The sequence below is a fragment of the Nocardiopsis alba DSM 43377 genome (assembly GCF_000341225.1).
GTDB lineage: Bacteria > Actinomycetota > Actinomycetes > Streptosporangiales > Streptosporangiaceae > Nocardiopsis > Nocardiopsis alba.
Map to the genome: position 1 here is coordinate 227757 of NZ_ANAC01000007.1, position 24223 is coordinate 251979.

General features: G+C 69.1%; 20 protein-coding genes. 13 read left to right on the forward strand and 7 right to left on the reverse strand.

Annotation, left to right across the window (positions count from 1 at the left end):
* Positions 1 to 179: 179 nt before the first annotated feature.
* The 5 genes from D451_RS0106300 (at position 180) to D451_RS0106320 (ending at position 5961) form a co-directional block, all read left to right on the forward strand.
* Positions 180 to 1643 carry an FAD-binding protein gene (locus D451_RS0106300; RefSeq protein WP_026124865.1) on the forward strand — a complete coding sequence of 488 codons (1464 nt, stop codon included), beginning with the start codon at positions 180 to 182 and terminating at the stop codon, positions 1641 to 1643.
* A 71-nt stretch (positions 1644 to 1714) separates the two neighbouring features.
* Positions 1715 to 3001, forward strand: a complete 1287-nt coding sequence (locus D451_RS0106305; RefSeq protein ID WP_017533813.1) for an SAM-dependent methyltransferase — start codon at positions 1715 to 1717, stop codon at positions 2999 to 3001.
* Positions 3002 to 3119: 118 nt separating this feature from the next.
* Positions 3120 to 3605 (forward strand): hypothetical protein, encoded by a 486-nt coding sequence (locus D451_RS0106310; RefSeq protein ID WP_014912467.1) that lies wholly within the window; start codon positions 3120 to 3122, stop codon positions 3603 to 3605.
* Positions 3606 to 3739: 134 nt separating this feature from the next.
* Positions 3740 to 5014, forward strand: a complete 1275-nt coding sequence (locus D451_RS0106315; RefSeq protein ID WP_017533814.1) for a sugar ABC transporter substrate-binding protein — start codon at positions 3740 to 3742, stop codon at positions 5012 to 5014.
* On the forward strand, positions 5014 to 5961 hold the full coding sequence (locus D451_RS0106320) for a carbohydrate ABC transporter permease (protein ID WP_017533815.1): 948 nt from the start codon (positions 5014 to 5016) through the stop codon (positions 5959 to 5961). Before D451_RS0106315 ends, D451_RS0106320 begins: the two co-directional genes overlap by 1 nt.
* Here the strand turns inward: D451_RS0106320 and D451_RS0106325 are convergent.
* Positions 5922 to 6272, reverse strand: coding sequence for a hypothetical protein (locus tag D451_RS0106325; protein ID WP_234305907.1), 351 nt, complete (start codon positions 6270 to 6272; stop codon positions 5922 to 5924). The two genes, D451_RS0106320 and D451_RS0106325, sit on opposite strands and share 40 nt — an antisense overlap.
* Positions 6273 to 6381: 109 nt before the next feature.
* Here D451_RS0106325 and D451_RS0106330 point away from each other — a divergent pair, with 109 nt between their 5' ends.
* Positions 6382 to 7284 (forward strand): carbohydrate ABC transporter permease, encoded by a 903-nt coding sequence (locus D451_RS0106330; RefSeq protein WP_017533816.1) that lies wholly within the window; start codon positions 6382 to 6384, stop codon positions 7282 to 7284.
* 70 nt (positions 7285 to 7354) lie between these two features.
* Here the strand turns inward: D451_RS0106330 and D451_RS0106335 are convergent, their stop codons facing one another.
* Positions 7355 to 8941 carry a long-chain-fatty-acid--CoA ligase gene (locus D451_RS0106335; RefSeq protein WP_017533817.1) on the reverse strand — a complete coding sequence of 529 codons (1587 nt, stop codon included), beginning with the start codon at positions 8939 to 8941 and terminating at the stop codon, positions 7355 to 7357.
* Between the two features lie 358 nt (positions 8942 to 9299).
* On the opposite strand from D451_RS0106335, the gene leuS reads away from it, so the two are divergent.
* From leuS to D451_RS0106350, 3 genes are all read left to right on the forward strand, one after another.
* On the forward strand, positions 9300 to 11795 hold the full coding sequence (leuS, locus tag D451_RS0106340) for a leucine--tRNA ligase (RefSeq protein WP_014912095.1): 2496 nt from the start codon (positions 9300 to 9302) through the stop codon (positions 11793 to 11795).
* An 83-nt stretch (positions 11796 to 11878) separates the two neighbouring features.
* Positions 11879 to 12505, forward strand: a complete 627-nt coding sequence (locus D451_RS0106345) for a hypothetical protein (RefSeq protein ID WP_152472802.1) — start codon at positions 11879 to 11881, stop codon at positions 12503 to 12505.
* Positions 12502 to 13155: a hypothetical protein gene (locus tag D451_RS0106350; protein ID WP_017533819.1), complete on the forward strand. Its 654-nt coding sequence runs from the start codon at positions 12502 to 12504 to the stop codon at positions 13153 to 13155. The genes D451_RS0106345 and D451_RS0106350 overlap by 4 nt, the downstream gene beginning before the upstream one ends.
* A gap of 4 nt (positions 13156 to 13159) precedes the next feature.
* On the opposite strand, the gene D451_RS0106355 is transcribed toward D451_RS0106350, so the two are convergent.
* Positions 13160 to 14251: an alpha/beta hydrolase family protein gene (locus D451_RS0106355; RefSeq protein ID WP_378757744.1), complete on the reverse strand. Its 1092-nt coding sequence runs from the start codon at positions 14249 to 14251 to the stop codon at positions 13160 to 13162.
* Between the two features lie 57 nt (positions 14252 to 14308).
* Positions 14309 to 14983 carry a transcriptional repressor LexA gene (gene lexA / locus D451_RS0106360; protein ID WP_014913245.1) on the reverse strand — a complete coding sequence of 225 codons (675 nt, stop codon included), beginning with the start codon at positions 14981 to 14983 and terminating at the stop codon, positions 14309 to 14311.
* 701 nt (positions 14984 to 15684) lie between these two features.
* Here lexA and nrdR point away from each other — a divergent pair.
* Positions 15685 to 16212 (forward strand): transcriptional regulator NrdR, encoded by a 528-nt coding sequence (gene nrdR / locus D451_RS0106365; RefSeq protein ID WP_017533822.1) that lies wholly within the window; start codon positions 15685 to 15687, stop codon positions 16210 to 16212.
* Positions 16213 to 16371: 159 nt separating this feature from the next.
* The gene (locus D451_RS0106375) at positions 16372 to 19185 is read left to right on the forward strand and encodes a vitamin B12-dependent ribonucleotide reductase (RefSeq protein WP_017533823.1); all 2814 of its coding nucleotides are present in this window, start codon (positions 16372 to 16374) and stop codon (positions 19183 to 19185) included.
* Positions 19186 to 19301: 116 nt separating this feature from the next.
* On the opposite strand, the gene D451_RS0106380 is transcribed toward D451_RS0106375, so the two are convergent.
* Positions 19302 to 19607, reverse strand: coding sequence for a hypothetical protein (locus D451_RS0106380; protein ID WP_014913239.1), 306 nt, complete (start codon positions 19605 to 19607; stop codon positions 19302 to 19304).
* Between the two features lie 266 nt (positions 19608 to 19873).
* Between D451_RS0106380 and D451_RS0106385 the strand changes: the two genes are divergently transcribed.
* Together D451_RS0106385 and D451_RS0106390 are read left to right on the forward strand one after the other, a co-directional pair.
* On the forward strand, positions 19874 to 21655 hold the full coding sequence (locus D451_RS0106385) for an SPFH domain-containing protein (protein ID WP_014912156.1): 1782 nt from the start codon (positions 19874 to 19876) through the stop codon (positions 21653 to 21655).
* Complete coding sequence (locus D451_RS0106390; RefSeq protein WP_017533824.1) at positions 21656 to 23113, forward strand: SPFH domain-containing protein; 1458 nt, start codon at positions 21656 to 21658, stop codon at positions 23111 to 23113.
* A gap of 100 nt (positions 23114 to 23213) precedes the next feature.
* Here the strand turns inward: D451_RS0106390 and D451_RS0106395 are convergent, their stop codons facing one another.
* Together D451_RS0106395 and D451_RS0106400 are read right to left on the reverse strand one after the other, a co-directional pair.
* A complete protein-coding gene (locus D451_RS0106395) occupies positions 23214 to 23402 on the reverse strand; it encodes a hypothetical protein (RefSeq protein ID WP_014911775.1) in 189 nt (62 codons plus the stop codon).
* Between the two features lie 152 nt (positions 23403 to 23554).
* The gene (locus D451_RS0106400; RefSeq protein WP_026124868.1) at positions 23555 to 24211 is read right to left on the reverse strand and encodes a hypothetical protein; all 657 of its coding nucleotides are present in this window, start codon (positions 24209 to 24211) and stop codon (positions 23555 to 23557) included.
* Between the last annotated feature and the right edge of the window lie 12 nt (positions 24212 to 24223).

Genomic DNA, 24223 nt, shown 5'->3' on the forward strand with positions numbered 1-24223 from the left:
CTCGGAAAGGGTGCGCGCCGGTCGCTCGTGGACGACGACGGGTGAGACACGTAGCGAAATGGGGTGGCACAGAACCGTTACCGATAGGTAGAACTGAGGGGATCGGCCTGCCCCGGCACGCCATGCGACCGGTTCTGGCCGACCTGATCCGAGCCGCGCGAACCGTCAGGGGATCCGGTATGACCCGAGAGCAGTCCGGTACCACTCCGCACCAGGGATCGATCGAGGGGACCGCTCCCCCGACGGGGATGGCCGAGCATCGGGTGGCGGTCCAGCGGCTGAGCCGGGAGTATCGGGCGCTGCCGGCCGACGCCCCGGTCCGCCTGGCCAAGCCCACCTCCAACCTCTTCCGGTTCCGTGAGCCCTCGTCGGCTCCGGCGTTGGACGTGTCCGCCTTCTCCGGGGTGATCTCCATCGACCCGGTCGAACGGTTGGCCGACGTCGGTGGGATGACCACCTATGAGGAGCTGGTGGCGCGGACCCTTCCGCACGGTCTGATGCCCATGGTCGTGCCTCAGCTGCGCACCATCACCCTGGGCGGCGCGGTGACCGGTCTGGGGATCGAGTCCTCCTCGTTCCGTAACGGTCTGCCCCATGAGTCGGTGCAGGAGATGGAGGTCCTCACCGGTTCGGGTGAGGTCGTCACGGCCACCCGTGACAACGTCCACTCCGATCTCTTCCACGGCTTCCCCAACTCCTACGGAACGCTCGGCTACGGCCTGCGGTTGCGTATCGAGTTGGAGCCGGTCTCTCCCTACGTGCACCTGCGCCACCTGCGTTTCTCCGACGCGGGCGAGGCCATGGCCGCCCTGGAGGTCATCTGTGACGAGGCCTCCCACGATGGGGAGCGGGTCGACTTCGTCGACGGTGTGTCCTTCGCGCCGGACGAGCTGTATCTGACGCTGGCCCGGTTCACCGATCGGGCGCCCTGGACCAGTGACTACACCGGTACCGACATCTACTACCGGTCCATTCCGCGCTACGCGGGCGAGGGCCCGGGCGACTACCTCACGATCCACGACTATCTGTGGCGTTGGGACACCGACTGGTTCTGGTGCTCCCGGGCCTTCGGTACCCAGAACCCGCTGGTGCGTCCGCTGTGGCCCCGTTCTCTCAAGCGTTCCGACGTGTACCGCCGTCTGGTGGCCTGGGATCGGCGCACCGACTTCTCCCGGTTGCTGAACCACTACCGCGGGCGTACCCCGCAGGAGCCGCTCATCCAGGACGTCGAGGTGGGGGTGGAGCGCGGCGCGGAGTTCCTCGACTTCTTCCACTCCGAGATCGGCATGACCCCGTTGTGGATGTGTCCGCTCCGCCTGCGCGAGCCCCGCCGCCCGGGTATGTCCTCCGACGAGCACGTGTGGCCGCTGTACCCGTTGGAGAACGACCGGCTCTACGTGAACTTCGGGTTCTGGGGGCTGGTCGACATGAAGCCGGGGCAGCGTCGCGCCCACCACAACCGTCGGGTCGAGGAGGAGGTCTCCCGGCTCGGCGGTCACAAGTCCCTCTACTCGGACGCCTTCTACTCCGAGGACGAGTTCTGGGAGCTGTACAACGGCACGGCCTATCGCGGTCTCAAGGAGGAATACGACCCGGACGGGCGTCTCCTGGACCTGTACGCCAAGTGCGTACGCAATCGCTGAAGCATCAGGACACCACCGGCGGGGGCGACCCGTGGGCATGGGTCGCGTCCGCGAGGAGGAAGGACGAGAGCATGCGGCTTGCAGAGATCTTCGAGCGTGTCGTGGGAAACGACGCGCCCATCCGTTTCACCGCCTATGACGGAAGTTCCGCGGGGGATCCCCACAGCGACGTCACCCTGCGCGTGCGTACGCCGGTCGCCGTCAACTATCTGGCCCAATCGCCCAACGCGGTGGGTCTGACGCGCGCCTACGTCTCCGGTCACCTGGAACTGGAGGGCGACATGTACACGGCGCTCAGACGGATGGCGGACTTCGTCTTCGCCGAGGGCGTCAACGTGTCCGCCCGCGACATGGTCGAGATCGTCCGTTCCGTCGGCTGGGTCAAGTTCGTCAATCGGGTGGCCCCGCCGCCCCAGGAGATGCGCCGGGGCACTCTGCTCGGGCGTGGGGCGCGCCATTCGAAGAGGCGCGACGCCGAGGTCATCCACCACCACTACGACGTCTCCAACGAGTTCTACGAGCTGGTCCTGGGGCCGTCCATGACCTACACCTGCGCGGTCTTCGACGACGAGGACGGGGGGCTGGACCGGGTCGGGGACTTCGACGGCGCGTTGGAGAGCGCCCAGTTCCGTAAATACGACCTGGTCTCTCGGAAGCTCGGTCTTCGAGAGGGCATGCGTCTGTTGGACGTGGGGTGCGGTTGGGGCGGCATGGTCCGGCACGCGGCCCGTGAGTACGGGGTCAAGGCCATCGGCGTGACCCTGTCCAAGGAGCAGGCCGAATGGGGTTCCAAGAAGATCGCCCAGGAGGGGCTGGGCGGTCTCGCCGAGGTCCGGCACATGGACTACCGGGACGTGCCCGACGGCAGTTTCGACCGGATCAGCTCCATCGGTCTGACCGAGCACATCGGGGCGAGGAACCTGGACGCCTACTTCGCCTCGCTCAACGACAAGCTGGTGCCGGGAGGGCGTCTGCTCAACCACTGCATCACCCGGCCCGGTAACAACCTCAAGCCCATGGACACCAAGGGCGTGATCAACCGTTACGTGTTCCCCGACGGTGAGTTGGAGGGGCCCGGGACGATCCAGACCGCGATGAACGACGCGGGCTTCGAGATCCGGCACCAGGAGAACCTGCGCGAGCACTACGCGCTGACCCTGCGCCATTGGGGCGCCAACCTGGAACGGCACTGGGACGAGGCGGTCGCCGAGGTGGGCGAGGGGACCGCGCGCGTGTGGCGTCTGTACATGGCCGGTTGCGTGCTGGGCTTCGAGCGCGACGTCGTGCAGCTCCACCAGATCCTCGGGGTGAAGTTGGACGGCACCTCCGCGCATATGCCGTTGCGTCCCGTCTTCTGATCCGGGGCGGGGGTGTTCGCCGCACGCGGACACCCCCGCCGCCTGCCCCGCGAAGGGGCGGTGAGGGGGCATGATGGGGGCGTTGCGCAAGCGTCCATCTGCTGTGAAGGGACCCACCGTGTCCTCCGACGACCACGCCTCCCAGGGCGAACCGACGCCCGCCCCCGATCTTCCGGACCACGTCAAGGAGACCGCGATCGCCCTGGTCGGTGCCTACGTGGATCACGACCGGGAGGAGCTGGACCGGCTCATCCCCCCGGCCACCGACGACGCCGACGACGTGCTGTCCGAGCTCAAGGTGATCGCCGCCTTCCTCAGCCGCCGGGTCCAGAGCACCGGGGTGGTGTGGAAGCCGGCCGATTCCCGTGAGGCCGTGGCCACGACCGTCGCCGAGATGCTCCCGCCGGAGCTGGAGTTCGCCGTCTCCACCGCGTGGGAGGCGCACTCGGTGGGTGAGGAGGAGGTGGCCGAACGCTTCACCCGGGGCGACCCCATGGTCTACGTCCACATGCTCGCGGCCTTTTGCGCCGCGATCGGAACGGCCGTCTACAAGAGGGCCGAACTGATCTCCACCCTGCGCCAGGTCGCCGGTCTGAGCGAGTGACCGGAAGGGGCGTCGCGAACCTCCCCTAACAGCTCAGCCACAAGTCGCAGTGGTTTACTTCACAAGTCGTCGTTCTTTACGTAGGTTTCCTACCAACCCTCAGGGGACCCTCGAACGGAACGGGAGGCGAGCCCATGGCCCGCAGACGAGCACACCAGTACGTTTCCCTCCCCGCGGCCTCTCTGGCCCTGGTGCTTGCGGCGACGGCCTGTGGCGACGACAACACGAGCGACGCCCTTCAGGTATGGATCATGGAGGGCACCAACCCCGACGCCTCCGCCTTCTTCGACGCGGCCAATGAGGCCTTCACGGAGGAGACCGGGATGGACGTCGAGGTCGAGTTCGTGCCCTGGGCCGACGCCCAGGACAAGATCTCCACGGCGATCGCGGGCGGGACCGTGCCCGACGTCATCGAACTCGGCACCACCTTCACCCCGGAGTACGCCGCCGCGGGAGCCCTGCACGACCTGTCGGGCTATATCGACGACCCCTCCCGGTTCCATCAGGAGATGTACGAGATGGGCGTCGTCGACGACGCGGCCTACGGTGTGCCCTGGTACGCCTCGATCAGGTCGATCATCTACCGCAAGGACATCTTCGAGGAGCACGGCCACGAGGAGCCGACGAGCTGGGAGGAGCTGCGCGAGACCGCGCTCGACCTGGCCGAGGCCGAGGAGGACATGATCGTCTTCCCGGTGCCCGGACAGGCCCAGTACTCGGTGATGCCGTGGATCTGGGGCGGTGGCGGAGAGCTGGCCGTCCAGGAGCCCGACGGCACCTGGACCTCCACCGTCGACTCGCCCGAGGGACGCGCCGGGGTGGAGTTCTTCACCGGCCTGGCGCTGGAGGACGGTCTGTCCACGACGGGCGCCGTCAACTGGAACGAGATCGACGTCATGGAGTCGCTCTCGGACGAGAAGTCCATCATGGCGATCTCCAACAGCTCCAACCCCAAGGCCATCCTGGAGGCCAACCCGGACCTGGAGGGGAAGCTGGGGGCCTTCGTCCTGCCCGGGCGGGAGAGCGGCTACACGGACTCCTTCGCGGGCGGATCCCTGCTGTCGGTGTTCGAGGGCACCGGCAACGAGGAGGCCGGTTGGCGGTACGTCGACATGCTCACCGGTACGGACCTCTTCGACCGTTGGGGCGAGGAGAGCGGCTTCTTCCCGGCCGGGGTGGAGCAGATCGAGACCTACGCCGAATCCGACGATCCGCTGGTCCGGCCGTTCGCGACGCAGCTTCTCGACGCGGGCCGTAGCACCCCGGCGCTTCCGGCCTGGTCCCAGGTGGAGGCCGAAGGGGTCCTGGTCGGTATGCAGCAGGACATCCTGAACGGGAACGCGACCGTGGACGAGGCGACCGAGAACGCGGCCGCGACCATCGAAAGACTTCTCAACGAGGGCGCTTGATGAACACACCGACCCGTGAGCGGTCGGGACGGGCGCCGCTCCTGAGCATGCGGGGGCGGCGCACCCTCCTGCCCTGGGTCCTGCTGGCCCCTCCGCTGGGGGTCATCGGGATCCTGTTGCTCTTCCCCATCGGCCGCATCGTGTGGCTGTCCTTCCGGGACTTCAGGTTGGCCAACCTGGTCTCGGGAGAGTCCGAGTTCATCGGACTGCGGCACTACGTCGACCTGCTGTCCGATCCGTACCTGTGGCGGGTCGTGCTCGTCAACACGGTGCTGTTCGCACTGGTGGCGGTGGTGCTGACGATCGTGTTCGGCACGCTCGTCGCCCTGCTGCTGTCCACCCTGGGCTCCGTCGCCCGGGTGGTGGTCGTCTCCTGCATCATGGTGGCCTGGGCGATGCCCGCGGTCAGCGGCACCTACGTGTGGATCTGGATCTTCGACGTCGATCAGGGGGTCGTCGCCCAGGCGTTGATGTCCCTGGGGGTGGTCGAACCCTCCGGACACAACTGGTTCGCGGACCGCTTCTGGTTCTACGCGATCGTCACGCTCAACATCGTGCACAGCGGTTTCCCGTTCGTGGCCGTGACCGTGCTGGCGGGTCTGCTCACGGTGCCCAAGGAGCTGTACGAGGCCGCCCGGATCGACGGGGCGAGTGCGTGGAAGCGCTTCTGGCACGTCACGTTCCCCACGCTGCGGCCGGTGTTCGCCGTGGTGACCGTGCTGTCCACCATCTGGGACTTCAAGGTGTTCGCGCAGATCTACCTGATGCCCGGAGGCGACGTCGGAGGATCACAGATGCTCAACCTGGGCGTGTGGTCCTACATCCAGTCCTTCGGCCAGAACGACTTCGGCAAGGGGTCGGCCATCGCGGTCATGCTCACGCTGCTGCTCCTGGTGGTCACCCTCGTCTACCTGCGCGCGCTGTTCCGAGAGGACGAGCTCAGATGAGACACGTGAGAGGACGGGGGACGCGCCCGATCGGGGTCGGAGACCAGACGTTCGCGGACGAAACGCCAGTCCACCGAGGCCAGGGGGCGCCCGGCCAGATCCTCGCGGATCGCGGCCATGGTGCGCAGCCCGTCCTCGGTCAGCGGTCCGTCGTCGTCGTTCCCGCGCGCCAGGCGGTCGACGTACCGGTGCAGCCCGCGCCCACTCGGGTCGGCGAGGGCGTGCCGGACGGCGTTCTCCCGGAAGCGGGCGTCGTAGGGGAGCCAGGAGGCGATGACCTCGGTAGGGGAGGGGCCGGAGGGTTCGTTCACGCGCACGCTCACCTCTTTCCCCGCTCTTCGCGGGATGAACGGGATTTCAGGACATATCCCCTCGGCGCCGTCGGGCGCGGCGGGCGTCGTCGAAGGAGGGCCGTAGGACATGACTGACTCCCGGAGCGACGCGGAGCGGGACGGGGCCTCCTGGGAGGCCCGGGTGCGAGAGGCACGTCGGCATGGGGACCGGCTCCGCGTGGGGCGGATCGTGGCCAAGGCCGCCGGAATCTCGCTGCTGCTGCTCTTCACCCTGTTCCCGGTCTACTTCATGCTGGTCAGCGCCTTCTCCGACCGGGCGACCTCCGGAACGGGCGCGCTGTTGCCCACCTCCTTCACCTTCGACAACTTCGTGTACGTCATGGTGGAGGGCAACTTCTCCCTCTACCTGCGCAACTCGTTGACGGTCGCGGCGATCACCGTGGCCATCTCCTGTGTGCTCGCGATGTTGGCGGCGGTGGCGGTGGGGCGGTTCCGCTTCCGGTTCCGCACGGCCGTGCTGGTCCTCGTGCTCATCGTGCAGATGGTGCCGCTGGAGGCCCTGGTCATCCCGCTGTTCCTCCAGGTGAGGGACCTCCAGATGCTCAACACCGTGCTGGGCCTGGCCATCGCCTACGTGGCCCTCTCCCTGCCTCTGGCCATCTGGATGATGCGCGGCTTCGTCGCGGCGGTGCCCAAGGAGGTGGAGGAGGCCGCCTACATCGACGGGGCCTCGTGGCCGCAGATGTTCTGGAAGGTGCTGTTCCCGTTGGTGGCCCCGGGTCTGGTGGCGACCGCGATCTTCTCCTTCATCGTGGCCTGGAACGAGTTCGTGCTGGCGATGACGTTCATGACCCAGAGTCAGAACTACACGGTCGCGGTCGGGCTGCGGCAGTTCTTCGGCCAGTACTCCAACGACTGGGGCCACGTCATGGCCGCCTCCACGATCATCACCATCCCGGTGATGATCTTCTTCATCCTCGTCCAGCGTTGGCTGGTGGCGGGGCTGGTGCAGGGTGCGGTCAAGGGCTGAGGCCGCTGTCATCGACACGAGAACGAGGGGCCGCCCGCCCGGGCGGCCCCTCGTCCATGCCCGCTCCGGATCAGCCCTCGCGCAGCTCGCGCTTGAGGATCTTGCCGGTGGAGGTCATCGGCAGCTCGGTGCGGAACTCGAACTCGCGCGGGTACTTGTAGGCGGCCAGACGCTCCCTGGCGAAGACGTCCAGTTCCTCGGCGGTGACCTCGGCGCCCTCCTTGGGGATCACGAACGCCTTGATCTCCTCGCCGTGGGTGTCGTGCGGCACGCCCACGACGGCGACCAGGCCGACCGCGTCGTGGGTCATCAGGACCTCCTCGACCTCACGCGGGTAGACGTTGTAGCCGCCGCGGATGATCATGTCCTTGGAGCGGTCGATGATGAAGTAGAAGCCGTCGTCGTCACGGCGGGCGATGTCGCCGGTGCGGAACCAGCCGTCCCTGATCACCTCGGCGTTGATCTCGGGGCGGTCGTGGTAGCCCTTCATGATCAGGTGGCCGCGGATCGCGATCTCGCCGACCGGGTCCTCGTCGCCCTCCTTCTCCTTGACGACCTCGTTCCAGTCGGGGTCGATCAGCCTCATCTCCACGCCCCAGACCGGGCGGCCGATCGAGCCGGGCTTGGCCCCGGTCGCGGGGTTGTTGAAGGAGGCGACCGGCGAGGTCTCGGAAAGGCCGTAGCCCTCCTTGATCCCGACCCCGAAGAGCTCGGTGAAGTCCTCGGCGAGCCGGGCCGGCAGGGCCGAACCACCGGAGACGGCGTCCACCATGTTCGCGGCGATCCCCTCGAGGTCGTAGCGGCCGGGCTCGGCGGCCCGGGCGGCGTTGAGCAGACCCCAGTACATGGTGGGCACCCCGGCGAAACCGGTGACGCCCTCCTTCTGCATCAGGCTCAGGGCCTGATCGCCGTCGAAGCGCGGCAACAGCACCATGGTGCCGTGCCGGTACAGGGCGGCGTTGAGCATCACCGTCTGCCCGAAGATGTGGAACAGCGGCAGGACGACGAGGGAGACGTCCCGCCCGTCCGGGTGCGGGTTGACCAGGCCGGCGGCGACCACCGCGTTCATCATCAGGTTGGTGTGGCTCAGCTCCGCCCCCTTGGGGCGGCCGGTGGTGCCGCTGGTGTAGATGATCACGGCGGTGTCGTCGCCGTTGGACTGGACGGTCTCGAACGTGCCGGGCATGCCGTCCAGGGCGGCCCAGATGGTCTCGGCGCCCTCGATGGTGGACTCGGTCGCCCCCGCGGTGGCGGGCATGTCCACGAAGAGCTCACAGCTCTCCACCTGTTCGAAGGCGTCGAAGGACCGCTGACCCAGCGGGAGGTCGGGCGTGCCGGTGAAGGCGAAGAGCGCCTTGGCCCCGGAGTCCTCCAGGTGGTAGGCGATCTCCCGGGGGGTCAGCAGCACGTTGAGCGGCACGACCACGGCGCCGGCCTTGAGGGCGCCGAAGTACACGAAGGGGAAGTAGGGCAGGTTCGGGCTGGCCAGCGCCACCCGATCGCCCGGCCGGACGCCCCGGGCCACGAGCAGGTTCGCGACCTGCGAGGCGATCATGTCGGTGATCGCGTAGTTCAGGCGCGTGTCGCCGAAGACCAGGCACTCCTTCTCGGGTACGGAGCGCGCTCCGTCCTCCAGAAGTGTGGACAGGTTGAACATGGGGGCCTCCCGCGGCAGATGATCCGGACAGGTGCGAGCAGGGTCGATGTGACCTGCGTCGCGTGTTCTGCGCCACTTTGACGGAAGAGTAACAAACCGCGCGGTCGGTGGGGAGGGCGTGAAGGGGTGGGGACCGACCCGTGTGTCAGAGGGGGGCGGGTACGCCGGGGGCGGCGGGGAAGAGGGCTTCGACGGGGGACGGCAACCGCTAACCTGAAGAGGACAGACAGACCGAGGAACGGCCGAGGAGCCGCACGTCCCGCACGGGTCATGGAACGGCGGCACCCCTCCTCCCGCTTCGAGGGAGATCCGTTTCCCCCACCCGCGTCGACGCGGGAGCACCCACGAAAGAGATCTGATGACAGCGGTAGACGGCGACCAGACGACGGGCGACACCTACGACGCCCGCGCCCTCCAGGACAAGTGGCAGGCGCGCTGGGCGGCCGAGCTTCCGTTCCAGGCGAGCGAGGACCCCGGAGACGACCGGCCCCGCTCCTTCGTGGTGGACATGTTCGCCTACCCCTCCGGTGACCTGCACATGGGACACGCCGAGGCCTACGCCATCGGCGACGTGATCGGCCGCTACCGCCTTCAGCGCGGCGACAACGTCCTGCACCCCGTCGGCTGGGACTCCTTCGGCCTGCCCGCCGAGAACGCGGCGATCAAGAACAACTCCCACCCGGAGAAGTGGACCTACGCCAACATCGAGACGCAGGCCGCCTCGATGGGCCGCTACGGCGTGGCGGTGGACTGGTCCCGTCGCATCCACACCAGCGACCCCGAGTACTTCAAGTGGAACCAGTGGCTGTTCACCCGCTTCTTCGATCGGGGTCTGGCCTACCGCAAGGACGGCCTGGTCAACTGGTGTCCCCAGGACCAGACCGTGCTGGCCAACGAGCAGGTCGTCCAGGGCCGCTGCGAGCGCTGCGGCGCCGAGGTCGAGCGCCGCGCCCTGAACCAGTGGTACTTCAAGATCACCGATTACGCCCAGCGCCTGCTGGACGACATGGACCAGCTCGACGGCGGACGTTGGCCGGACGAGGTCCTGGCCATGCAGCGCAACTGGATCGGCCGCTCCACCGGCGCCGACGTCCACTTCGAGATCGAGGGCCGGGACGAACCGGTCACCGTCTTCACGACCCGCCCCGACACCCTGTACGGAGCGACCTTCTTCGTCGTGGCCGCCGATGCCGAGCTGGCCGAGGAACTGTGCGCCCCCGAGCAGCGTGAGGCCTTCGAGACCTACCGCTCCGACGTCGCCAAGCTCTCCGACATCGAGCGTCAGACCACCGAGCGCCCCAAGACCGGTGTGTTCCTGGGCCGGTACGCCGTCAACCCGGTCACCGGCGAGCGCATGCCGGTCTGGGCCGCGGACTACGTCCTGGCCGGATACGGTCACGGCGCGATCATGGCCGTCCCCGCCCACGACCAGCGCGACCTGGACTTCGCCCTGGCCTTCGACCTGCCCGTGCGGGTCGTGGTCGAGACCGGTGAGCCCGACCCGGCCGAGACCGGCGTCGCCACCGCCGGCGAGGGCGTCCTGCGCGACTCCGGTCCGCTGGACGGCCTGTCCAAGGACGAGGCCATCGAGCGCATCATCGAGGTGCTGGCCGAGCGCGGCACCGGCGAGGCCACGGTCAACTACCGTCTGCGTGATTGGCTGCTCTCCCGCCAGCGCTACTGGGGCACCCCGATCCCGATCGTCCACTGCCCCTCCTGCGGCGAGGTCGCCGTCCCCGACGAGCAGCTCCCCGTCACCCTGCCCGAGCTCAAGGGCGCCGAGCTGGCTCCCAAGGGGATCTCCCCGCTGGCCGCGGCCAAGGACTGGGTGGAGGTGGACTGCCCCTCCTGCGGCGGCCCGGCCGAGCGCGACACCGACACCATGGACACCTTCGTGGACTCGTCCTGGTACTTCCTGCGCTACTGCTCCCCGCACCTGGACACCGCCCCCTTCGACACCGAGGCGGTCAACAAGTGGGGCCCCGTCGACCACTACATCGGCGGTAAGGAGCACGCGACCCTGCACCTGATGTACGCGCGCTTCTTCACCAAGGTGCTGCACGACATGGGCATGCTCGACTTCACCGAGCCCTTCGCCCGTCTGACCAACCAGGGTCAGGTCATCAACGAGGGCCGGGCGATGTCCAAGTCGCTGGGCAACGGTGTCGACCTGGGCAAGGAGATCGACGCCTACGGTGTGGACGCGGTCCGCCTGACCATGCTCTTCGCCTCCCCGCCCGAGGAGGACGTGGACTGGGCCGACGTGTCCCCGACCGCGGCCCTGAAGTTCCTCAACCGGGCCTACCGCGTCATGCACGAGGCGGGCGCCGCCGGTACGCCGGGCGCGGACCCCGCCACCGGCGACGTCGAACTGCGCCGGATCACCCACCGCTCCATCGACCAGATCACCGCCCTGATCGAGGACAAGCGCTTCAACGTGGCGATCGCCCGTTGCATGGAGCTGGTCTCGGCCACGCGCAAGGCGATCGACTCCGGTCCCGGAGCCGGGGACCCGGCCGTGCGCGAGGCCGCCGAGTTCGTGGCCGTGGCCCTGTCGCTCTTCGCGCCCTACGTGGCCGAGGAGGGCTGGGAGAAGCTGGGGCACGTGGGCACCGTGGCCGCCGGGAACTGGCCCGAGGCCGACCCGGAGCTGCTGGTCCAGGAGACGGTCACCTGTGTCGTCCAGGTGCAGAACAAGGTCCGCGACAAGCTGGCGGTGGCCCCCGACATCTCCGACGAGGAGCTGGAGCGTCTCGCCTTGGCCTCGGAGAAGGCCCAGGGGTTCATCGGTGACAAGACGGTCCGCAAGGTGATCGTCCGCGCGCCCAAGCTGGTCAACATCGTCGTCGGCTGACGCGCCCGACGGGGGCGGTGGTCGCGACGGTGATCACCGCCCCCTACGGTTGTCCTGAACACGTACTGGGAGGCGGTGGCCGAGTGGGCTCTTCGGCGGCGGGTGGTGGGCTTGGACCCCGACCCTGGACGCGGGCGCTGATCATCGGGGCGGGGGCCGTGCTGCTCGCGGGGGCGGCCGTCGGCGGTGGTCTCGTACTCGCCGGGGACGATCCCGACCGGCCCGACGGGGACGACGCCCTCGCCTCGGCGCCCACGTGCGCGTCGATCCCCGAGGACGCGGTGCTCTCGGCCCTTCCCGGAGCGACCCCCGAGACCGAGGGCCACGGCCCCCTCGCCGGCGGGGAGAGCAGCACGTGCGTGTGGACCTCCCTGGCCCCCGACGGAGAGGGGCGGGGTTCTCTGCGCGTGGACCTGTCCGCGCGCTTCACCGACGCCTCCGCCGAACCCGTGGTCACCGGCGAGCGGGCGGCGGTCCTGGCCCGTGACGCCGCCGTCCCGGTCCGCGGGGAGCAGGTCGACCTGGCCGGAGGAACCGAGGTCGGGGTCTGGCGCGGACGACTGCCGGGCACCGCCGAACTCGCCTTCCAACGCGACAACATGCTGGTCCGGGTCTCCTACGTGGGGGAGGCCGACGGGGAGCCGGTGTCCTTCGGCAGGGCACGCGACACGGTGGTGGACTTCGCGGCCCGGCTGGAGGAGACCCTGTGAGCGTTCCCCCGTACGGGGCCGCCGACCCGGGGACACCGCCACCGCAGAGCCGTGTGTTCGCCACCACCGCCCTGGTGGTCCTGGCCCTGGTCGTCCTGGCCGCCTCCGGTCTCCTGGCCTGGTACCTGTTGACCTCGGGGGGTGAGCGCGGAGAATTCGAGGCCGCCCCCGAATGCGGGATCGGGCGGACCGAGGTCCTCGACGAGATCGTCCCCGACCACCGGCTCGAGGTCGAGGAGACCGTCGGTACCGCTCAGGACACCTTCGGTACCGGCTGGCAGTGCCGCTGGGCCACCCCGGAGGGGGAGGGCGCCTCCGTGCCCGCCGCCGCCACCCTCGTCCTGGTGGCCGCCCCGGTCGAGGGAGGGCCGGACGTCGCCTCCGGCACCCTCTCCTCCACCGCGCAGGGGCACGAGCCCGAACCGGTCGACGACCTGGGGGACGAGGCGCTCCGGTGGGTCGAGACCGGGGCCTTCGAGGTGGGCTGTACCGGGGTGCGGGTCTCCAACCTGTACGTCGAGACCTGCTACACCGCCGCCACCGACTACGAGGCCACCGGATCGGTCGACGGGGAGAGCGCGGCCGAGGACGCCGAGCGTCTGGCCCGTTCGATCGTGGCCGAGCTGCCCGAGGGCACCGCGGCCGACTGAGGGCTCACCAGAGCCCGTCGACGAACCTCTCCAGGGCCGGGGCCACGTCGGGGGAGAAGGGCCGGTCGCCGTCGAGGGCGGCCGCGCCGGGGGAGTCGTCGTACTCGCGCAGGACGTGGTCGGTGCCGGGCAGGTCCACCCGCTCGGCGTCCTCGAACCCGGTCATGAGCCGATCGATCTCGTCCCGGGGGATCTGGGCGTCCTCCTCGCCCCACAACACCAGGACCGGGGTGTCGTCCGGCAGGTCGCGGGCGAGGTCGACCGGGTCGAAGGCGTCGATCCAGGCGAGGAAGTCCTGGTTCTGAGGCGCGAAGATCCCGGTCGGGTCGTACATGTCCAGTTCGTCTCCGGCGCGGACGAGGGCGCGGGCCGTCCGGATGTCGGAGAGGATCATCGCGGCGTCGGACTCGTTCACGGCGCCCTGGGCCTCGGCGGTGCGGACCTGCTCGGTGATCTGTCGGTCGATGACGTCGAGCATGCGGGCCCCGGGCGGGGCGGCCAGCACCAGGGCGGGGTCGGCGTCCTCCAGCACCTCTCGGGCGCGCAGGGCGAACAGGGCGCCTTCGCTGTGGCCGACGATCAGGGTGCGTTCGGGGTCCACCTCGGGCTGGGCGATCAGCTCCTCGTAGGCGGCGGCCATCTGGGCGTCGAAGAGCAGGGGATCGATGTCCTCGCCCATGGCCTCGACGGTCTTCTCGTCCCAGGTGTCGGGGTCGCCGCTGCCGAACTTGTCGTAGCGCAGGGAGGCCACCCCGGCGCCGGCCAGGACCCGGGAGAGGTTGAGGTTGGTGTCGGCCTCGGGGCGGCCGTCGCTGTTGCCGTTCCGGTTCGTCGGCCCGCTGCCGGAGATGATGAGGGCGCCCGGCACCGGCTCCCCGTCCGGGGATTCGGGGTGGGTGAAGGAGCCTTCGACGGTGAACCCGCCGCCCTCGAAGGTCACGTCGCGGCCGTCGGCGGAGAGCCCGGGAGGTTCGGGCCCCTCGTCGCCGGGGGAGCAGGCGGAGGCGGACAGCGCGACGGCGATCACGGCCGACGTGAGGAGGGTACGTCGGGAGGAACGGTCGGGGAGGGCGGGAACACGGACACGAATGGACACGTTCTTCAGAGTATCGGCCGGTCCGTGGGCCGCGCCCTCCACCGTTCGCGGAGGGGGTCAGACGCGGCGCATGACCGTGACGACCTTGCCCAGGATGGTGGCCTCGTCGCCGTCGATCGGCTCGTAGGCGTCGTTGCGCGGCATCAGACGCACGTGACCGTCGGCCCCGCGGTGGAACACCTTCACGGTGGCCTCGTCGTCCAGCATGGCCGCGACGATGTCGCCGTTCTCGGCGTTGGGCTGCTGGCGGACCACCACCAGGTCGCCGTCGGTGATGGCGGCGTCGGTCATGGAGTCGCCGACCACGGTGAGCATGAACAGACGCCCCTCGCCGACCAGCTGACGGGGCAGCGCCAGGACGTCCTCGACCGACTCCTCGGCCAGGATCGGGCCGCCCGCGGCGATCCGTCCCACCAAGGGCACCGAGGCGGCGCGGGTGGCGTCGGCGGTGAGCTGGTCGTGGGTCAGGCTCTGGCCCTCGTCGCGGCCGGGAACGCACAGTTCCACGGCGCGTGGCCGATTCTGGTCACGGCGCAGGTAGCCCTTGCGCTGGAGCACCTTGAGCTGGTGGGCCACGCTGGAGGGGCTGGAAAGGCCGACCGTCTCGCCGATCTCCCGGATCGAGGGCGGATAACCGCGTTCGCGAACATAACGCTGGATGCAGTTGAGAACGCTCTGCTGGCGCGCGGTGAGTTTGGGGGCGACGGGCGTGACACCGCCCGTGTCACCCACGGGCGAAAGAACGGTGGTGTTTCCGGAGTGATCGGCTCCGGGGTTGTCCTCCGGCACGGCCGGGCCTCCTCGGTGTTCGGTTCGGTCAGGGCCTGTTCGGGTGTCCGGTGCCGGCCCTGCCGACCGGCTGGTCCGCGGGGTGGTGAAGCCGGCGTGAAAACAAGGTCAAGATTAGTCGTTGCACACGGTGATATCAAACAAGCGTTCGAGGGTCGTGGAGATATGACCGGGCCTTTTCGATGGACGTTTTCGGGTCCCCTCGATCGGGCGTTCGCGCGTCTTCGTCCGAGGGTGTTCGGCCAATGTCGAAAACGGCTTTCCGGGGGTCGGTCCGAGGGCGGTATGGGGTTCGTCTCGTGGAAGTCGGTCGAGGGTCCGAACGGGCCGGAAAGGCCCGCCTCGTAAGGGGCGGACGCCGCTCCGGCGGATCGCCGGACGGAGGGCGCGCGCCCTCCGTTCCCGTAGTCTTGACGCCGGTGTCCGGCACCGCCCCGCCCCCGTCTCCACCCCCCTCTCCGAGCGCCCCGCGAGGGTCCTCGACGCGAGCCCGGGAACACGCCGTCGTCAAGGTTGCGACCCGCGCTGCGGAGGGCTAGGTTCGACCACAACATCTGGTGTTGCCGATGGGGCTTGCGCCTAGAAGTTGTGGTTAAGTAGATCTACGGGTCGTTGTTCGGGTCGAGGGAAGCAGGTGAACCGGGATGCACTGTCCGTTCTGCCGCCATCCGGACACCCGGGTGATCGACAGCAGGTCCACCGACGACGGCGCGGCCATCAGACGCCGCCGCACCTGCCCGGTCTGCGAACGCCGCTTCACCACGCAGGAGACCGTCCTGCTCATGGTCGCCAAGCGCTCCGGGGTCACCGAGCCCTTCAGCCGCACCAAGGTCATCGCCGGCGTCCGCCGCGCCTGTCAGGGGCGCCCGGTCTCCGAGGACGCCCTCGCCAAACTGGGGCAAAAGGTCGAGGAGGAGATCCGGTCCAGAGGCGTGGCCGAGGTCCCCGCCCACGAGATCGGGCTGGCCATCCTCGGCCCGATGCGCGACCTGGACGAGGTCGCCTACCTGCACTTCGCCAGCGTCTATCGGGGCTTCGAGAGCCTGGCCGACTTCGAGGCCGAGATCGCCGGTCTGCGCCGTGACCGAGGGGAGGACCCCTCGAAGCGGGAGGAACCGTCCGAGGGGAACGGATCGCCCCGACCCGCGATCGACACCACAACTTCGGGCTAGCAGTCCGGACGTCCATCGCGACGTCCGGAGCCATCATCCCGGGTGGTCGACCTCACGGCGAGGGAGCACGCCGCCGTGGTCGACCCACCCCGCCACCAGGGACATCCGCGCGGGCATCAGCGTTTCCGCGCACGATCAGTATTTCGGGGAGACTCCGTCATGACGGAAACCACCAGCGGCCCTACGGGACGCAAGGGCAAGGGGTCGCGCAAGGGCCTGAAGATCAAGCGGGTCTTCACGACCGCCGGTACCCACCCCTACGACACGCTGGAGTGGGAGCGTCGGGACGTCGTCATGACGAACTGGCGCGACGGCAGCGTCAACTTCGAGCAGCGCGGCGTGGAGTTCCCCACGACCTGGTCGGTGAACGCGACCCAGATCGTGGCCAGCAAGTACTTCCGTGGCGCGCTCGGCACCCCCGAGCGCGAGTGGAGCCTCAAGCAGCTCATCGACCGCGTCGTCGGGGTCTACACCGACACCGGTCGTAAGAACGGCTACTTCGCCTCCGACGAGGACGCCGAGGTCTTCGACCACGAGCTCAAGTACGCGCTCGCCCACCAGCTCTTCAGCTTCAACTCGCCGGTCTGGTTCAACGTCGGCACCACCTCCGCCCAGCAGGTCAGCGCCTGCTTCATCCTGTCCGTCGACGACACCATGGAGTCGATCCTGGACTGGTACAAGGAGGAGGGGATCATCTTCAAGGGCGGTTCCGGCGCGGGTGTGAACCTGTCCCGCATCCGCTCCAGCAAGGAACTGCTCACCTCGGGCGGCACCGCTTCCGGTCCGGTCTCCTTCATGCGCGGCGCCGACGCCTCCGCCGGGACCATCAAGTCCGGTGGCGCCACCCGCCGCGCGGCCAAGATGGTCGTGCTGGACGTCGACCACCCCGACATCGAGGAGTTCGTCGAGACCAAGTCCCGCGAGGAGCACAAGATCCGTGCCCTGCGCGACGCCGGCTTCGACGTGGACCTGGGCGGCGCCGACATGTTCAGCGTCCAGTACCAGAACGCCAACAACTCGGTCCGGGTCTCCGACGCCTTCATGCGCGCGGTCGAGACCGAGTCCGACTTCGGTCTCACCTCCCGTACCACCGGCGAGGTCATCGCGACCGTCGACGCCAAGGGCCTCTTCCACCGCATGGCCAAGGCCGCCTGGGAGTGCGCCGACCCGGGCATCCAGTACGACGGCACCATCCAGGACTGGCACACCAACCCCGAGACCGGTCGCATCTCCGCGTCCAACCCCTGCTCGGAGTACCTGTCCCTGGACGACTCCTCCTGCAACCTCGCCTCGATCAACCTGCTCAAGTTCCTGCGCGAGGACGACACCTTCGACGTCGAGCGGTTCACCCGGCTCACCGAGCTGATCATCACGGCGATGGACATCTCCATCACCTTCGCCGACTTCCCGACCGAGAAGATCGGCGAGACCACCCGCGCCTACCGTCAGCTGGGCATCGGCTACGCCAACCTGGGCGCCCTGCTCATGGCCACCGGTCACGCCTACGACTCCGAGGGCGGCCGCGCGGTCGCCGCCGCCATCACCTCGCTGATGACCGGCGCCGCCTACCGCCGTAGCGCCGAGATGGCCGGGGTCGTGGGCCCCTACGACGGCTACAAGCGCAACGAGCAGGCGCACAAGCGGGTCATGCGCAAGCACGCCGCCGCCAACGACGACCTGCGCACCATCGGCACCCTGGAGGAGCCCATCCACGCCGCCGCCACCGGCGAGTGGGCGGAGTGCCTCAAGGTCGGCGAGCGCAACGGTTGGCGCAACGCCCAGGCCAGCCTGCTGGCGCCCACCGGCACCATCGGCTTCATGATGGACTGCGACACCACCGGTATCGAGCCGGACTTCTCGCTGGTCAAGTACAAGAAGCTGGTCGGCGGCGGCTCCATGCAGATCGTCAACCAGGCGATCCCGCGGGCGCTCAAGAACCTGGGCTACCAGGACGAGCAGATCGAGGCGATCGTCGAGTACGTCGCCGAGAACGGCCACGTGGTGGACGCCCCGTCCCTGCGCCCCGAGCACTACGAGGTGTTCGACTGCGCGATGGGCCGCCGCTACATCCAGCCCATGGGTCACGTGCGCATGATGTCCGCCGTGCAGCCGTTCCTGTCCGGCGCGATCTCCAAGACGGTGAACGTGCCGGAGGAGGCGACGGTCGCCGACTTCGAGCACATCTACTTCGAGGGCTGGCGTCTGGGGCTCAAGGCCCTGGCCGTCTACCGCGACAACTGCAAGGTCGGACAGCCCCTGTCCACGGCCAAGACCGAGGACAAGGCCGAGGAGAGGACCGAGGCGGCCCCCGAGGTCGTCGAGGTGCCCCGTCCGGTCCGCCGTCGTCTGCCCAAGAAGCGGCCGAGCGAGACCACCTCGTTCTCCGTGGGCGGTGCCGAGGGTTACATCACCGCCGGCTCCTACCCGGACGACGGTCTGGGGGAGGTCTTCATGAAGCTCGGCAAGCAGGGCTCGACCCTGGCCGGTGTCATGGACGCCTTCTCCATCGCGATCTCCATCGCCCTCCAGTACGGGGTCCCGCTGGAGACCTACGTGGAGAAGTTCACCAACATGCGCTTCGACCCGGCCGGTATGACCGACGACCCGGACATCCGCATGGCGCAGTCGGTGGTGGACTACATCTTCCGTCGTCTGGCGCTGGACCACCTGCCCTACGAGGAGCGCGCGGCCCTGGGCGTGCTGTCGGCCTCCGAGCGCGAGGCGCAGCTCAACGGCGAGGACCCGGCCCAGATCGCCGCCCAGGTGGAGTCCTACTCCCAGTCGGCCTCCACCGGCGCGGCCACGACCGAGTCGGCCCCGACCGCCCCGGCCGAGGCGGAGGAGAAGCGGGCCCCGGCCTCCGAGGGTTTCGTGGCGGACGCCCCGCTGTGCATCACCTGCGGGACCAAGATGCGTCCCTCCGGTAGCTGCTACGCCTGCGAGGGCTGCGGCGCCACCAGCGGTTGCAGCTGATCCGAGGCCTCTAGAGGCGATACGAGACCTCTAGGGACCGAGTGATCGAGGGGGAGACGCGCGGCGTCTCCCCCTCTTCGTCGTCTCCGTGTCCCGTGGACGTTCCGAGGGGACGGTCAGTCGCCCTTCCGGTCTCCGACGACGGTGGCGACGGCGGCGGTCGCCGCGGTCACCCCGAGCACCGAGGGCCAGGCGCCGACCTTCTTGGCCAGGGGGTGGGAGAGGCCGAAGGCCCCCACGTAGAGACCGGTCAACGCGACGGCGGTGCCCAGACCCGAGCGGCGACGCCAGGTCTCGAAGGCGGCGGCGCCGCACGCGGCCAGGACGGCGCCGCCCAGCGGCCTGTTGCCGGTGGCGCGGGCCACCGAGTAGCCGCCGATCAGACCGGCGCTGGTCAGGGCGGCACTGGGTAGAGCGGTCATCGGGATCCTCCCCATGGATGTGTTCCGTCCCTTTCGACGGTAGCCCCCTCCTCGACGGGTCCTCGGGCGGCTCGCATGTAGAGGTCGGGGAGAGGTCGCATCACGCTCCAGCCACGGATCTGTGTTTCGGTTTGTCCGCATGGCACTCTTATGTTCTGGCCACTATCGCCTGTTCGCGTACGAAATCCGCTCTCACCTGGAACCCGAGCGGTGTACGCCGCGTCGAAGTCGTCAGTTCCCGCTGTTCCAGAATGGAGTGCTTGCCTATGTCGTTCGCGCAGACAGTGCGCGGTGCGGCCGGTGCGATGGCCCAAGGGGCCGATCCGCGTCAGGCCGTCACCGACGCGGTCCAACAGGCCGCGGGCCAGATGTCCGGATCGGGCTCCCAAGGGTCCGGACAGGGCTCGGAGGGCGGACTCGACCCGCGCGACTTCATCGCCGCGCGGGAGCAGGGCACCTCCGTCGACACCCGCATCGAACAGAAGACCACCTCGCTGAACAACGCGGGCGAGGCGCTCAACCGCAGCTACTACGAGCGCGGCTCCGGCGGCCCCGTGCACGTCATCTGCCCGATGGTGATCCCCCGGGGACGCACCTTCGTCACGATGCTCCCCGCCATCGTCCTCATCGCCCTGGGCCTGGTGGGCACGGTCGCCGTCGTGGTTCCGGAGACGGTCACCCTGGGGAGCAACCCGCTGCTCCACCCCTTCTTCGGCCTCCACTACTGGCTCGTCACCCTCGCCGTCACCGCCTTCATGTGGTGGCGCCAGGGCATGGTGATGGTCCCCGAGGGCTGCCAGGCGATCGTCACCCGCTTCGGCAAGATGGAGAACCTCTTCCAGCCGGGTCGGGTCACTCTGCTCAACCCGTGGAAGCGCGTCTCCTACATCGTCAACACCACGCGCGAGTACCCCTTCAACGCCCCCATCCGCTCCGCCCCCACCAAGAGCGGCGTGCAGGCCTCCGTCGACCTGTTCGTGCAGTTCAAGATCGAGAACGCCACGGACTTCGTCTACACCCTGGGCGGCGTGCCCGGTTTCCAGGAGAAGCTCAACAACGCGATCTCCGAGACGACCCGGAGCCTCATCTACGAGCAGGAGGCCTCGGCGATCTACGACATGGTCGGCGAGTCCACCCACGGTCTCCTGGAGGCCCTCAACCGGCAGTTCAGCGGGATCGTCGTCCTCACCAGCGCGAACATCACCCACGCCGAGCCCTCCAGCCAGGAGTACCGGATGGACCTGGCCGCCCCGGAGATGGTGCGGGTGGCCAAGGACGCCTACACGTTCGAGTACGAGCTGCAACTGCGCAAGGAACAGAACGAGGGTGACCTGAACAAGGAGCTCGCCACCCTCAACGAGACCCTGTCGGCGATCCAGGCCGACATCGCCCAGTACCAGGCGCAGATGGACACCGCCCTGGAGCGCGAGACCAACCGGGCCCGTGCCCTGGCACGGCAGCGCTTCGTGGAGGCCGAGTCCGAGGCCAACGCCAACTCGGCGCTCCTCCAGGCCCAGGCCCTGGACATCCGCGCCGTCAGCGCGGCCGAGGCCCCGGAGATCCTCAACTACCGCTTCCGGGAGAACCTCCTGGACAAGCTGGAGGCGGTCGCCGACAGCCTGCCCCAGGTGCTGCGCATCGGCTCCGGAGACGCGGCCAGCGTCGACTACCTGCGCATCGCCCAGGAGATCATCGGCCAGGCCGACACCGCCCTGTTCTCCGACGAGGACATGGCCGCGATCCGCGGTCGCCTCGGCGAGATCCAGGACCGGATCGCCCGGCGTCAGCAGGAGATCGAGGAGATCGTCGAGGGCGACTCCGAGGACGTCCGCGGCCCGGCCGCGGAGGACCCGGGCCAGGACCTGGTCGAGGAGATCCGCCAGTCGGTGAGCGACGACGCCATCGACGAGCGTCTGTCCGAGGCCGCTCAGGAGGACGCCGAGGCCGACGCCTCCGCCCTCCCGTCCCCCGACACCACGCCGCAGAACCCGCAGGACCCGCCGTTGCCCCCGTGGGCGCAGGGCGGCCAGAACCCGGGAGGTCAGTAGATGAGCGAGTCCTTCAACCCCGGTAGCGGCTCCAACATCAAGGAGTCCCTCGCCTCGTGGGGCGACCTCGCCGGCCTTCTACGGGGTGGAGACCAGGGGGCCATCGTCCCCGTCGTCATCCCGCGCGACAACCGGGGCCTGCGCTGGATGATCCTGGTCTGGTTCGGCCTGTTCGCGCTGCTCTCCGCGCTGGTCATGTCCATCCGCGTCGTGATCGGCGAGGGGCTGGGGGCCTCGTCCCTGTTGGCCGTGCCCACCCTGATCGTCGGTGTCCTCAGCGTGCTGGCCGCCGTCCTGTGGTGGTGGCGCGGATCGATCGTCGAGATCGAGGAGGGCACCACCGGCATCCTCACCAAGTACGGCGCCTACGCCAGGAGCATCGGCCCGGGCCGCCACTACCTGTGGCACCCGTGGGCCCGCGTCGACTTCGTGGTCGACACCCGTACGGAGATCCCCTACACGGCGCCGGTCCTGGCCTGCCCCACGCGGGAGAACGTGCCGCTGAAGTCGATCGAGTTCTTCCTGAAGTTCCGCATCGACGAGCCGTACGCGTTCGTGACCACCATCGGCGCGAGCAACTTCGACCTGGTGCTGTCCAGCGCGGTGCAGGACGCCATCCGTCAGCGCAGCCGTCAGGTGAACACCGAGTCCGCCTACGACCTGCGCGGATCCAACGTCGAGGACATGCGCCGCCTGCTCAACGAGCAGCTGCGCAAGTACGGCGTGGTCATCACCGGCTGCAACATCCCCGACGTGCAGCTGCCCAACCAGTACCAGCAGCACCTGGCCACCCGGGAACGGGTCGCCAAGGAGCTGGTCGCCTACGAGCAGGAGTGGGAGCTCACCCGCAAGCGTCGTATCGACACCCTGCTCATGGACATCGAGCGCTCCAAGAAGACCCGTGACGCCAAGATCGTCGAGGTCAACGCCTCCCTCAACAAGGCGCGCAAGGACGTCGCCCAGATGCTGGAGGAGCAGGAGACCGAGGCCCAGCGGGTGCGGTACGAGATCGAGACGCGCGGCCGGGCCGACCTGGTGGCCGCCGAGAACGAGGCCAAGGCGCAGCAGCGTCTGGCCACCGCCTACCGGGACAACCGGGCGGTCCTGGAGTACGAGCTGGCCCGCCGTCGCCTGGACGTGGGCGCGGTGCTGGCCGAGCGGGCCCCGCGCCCGGTCGTGGTCCAGACCGAGGGGGGTACCGGAGACGGTTCGGCGCTGTCCACCCTGCTGACCGCCCAGTTGCTGCCGCAGGTCATGAACGGCGCGAGCGGCTCGCGCGCGTCGCTGTCCGCGCAGGGGGCCCAGGACGCCCTCGGTTCGGCGCAGGGCGCGGTGGCCGCGGCGGCCGCGCGCCAGCAGCAGATGTCCGAGGAGTACCAGCAGCAGCAGGACACCGCGATGCGTCAGCAGTTCGAGCGGGGAGAGGGCTACGGGGACCAGGGGCGTCGTCGCCGCTGACCGTACCCCCGCGAGGAGAAGGGCCCCGCGCCCGCCGTCCGGATCTCCGGTGTCGGCGGGCACGGGGCCCTCGTCGTCCCTCGTGCCCTCGCGCGGGTCCTCAGCCGGTGGGGGAGAGGGCGGCGTAGCCGGCGATATCGATGCCGTGGCGGGCCGCGATCTCCACCAGGTCCTCCACCTCGCCCGCCTGGGCGGTGGCCAGATCGTCGTCTCCTATGGCGTGGGCCCGACGCAGGGCCGTGATGGAGTCGTGGATACGAACGTGGAGGGTGAGGGCGAACTCGCGCATGGACAATCTCCTCGGGTGAGTGGACCTACCTGGGGGAGAACCTCGTCGGGGGTCTCCCTGGGGGCTCCACCATCCCTATCGGTCGAGGGTGAGAGTCCGGTTGGATCCGGGCAGTATTGAGCAAAGAACCGGGTAAGAGTCGGCGCGCGGGGTCAGTGGTCGACCCAGACGTACCAGTCTCCGGACACGTGCTCGTAGACCCGCGACCCCTGGCCGGGGACGAAGACCCCGGTGGGGATCTCCTCGGTGCTGTAGGCCAGCCCCGAGGGCTGGAACAGCCCGGCGCCCTCGACCGTGTAGTGGACGGTCTCCCCGTCATCGGAGACGCTGGTCAGGGGATAGAGGCCCGTCCACTCCCCGTTGAGGGGGATGGTGGTCGCGGCGCCGGTCTCCTCGCGCAGCTCGATGAGGCTCTCGGAGGACAGGTCGATCCGGGTCCGCAGCGGGACGTCGGCCACGGCCAGGCCCAGGGCCACCGTGGCGATCAGCGGGGCGCTGATCCAGCGCAGCCAGTAACGGCGGATCATCGGACGGGCGACGGCGAGGGCGATCCCGAGCCGGAGGGCGCCCATCCCGGCCAGCAGCAGACCGCCGCCGAGACCGATGACGAACGAGGGAAGGTGCCCGGCGGGCACGCTGTCCTCGAAGAGCAGGACCAGTCCGACCAGCGCGCAGGCGGGAATGTAGAGCCGCCCCGGAGGGCGCGAGGCCCAGTCGATCAGGCGCCGGCCCGGAGTGGGCTTCTCCGAGATCTCGATCAGCTTGGCCACGGACCCGTCAGGGTGTGTGCCGGGAGCTGAGGCGGACATGGCGTTCCCCCC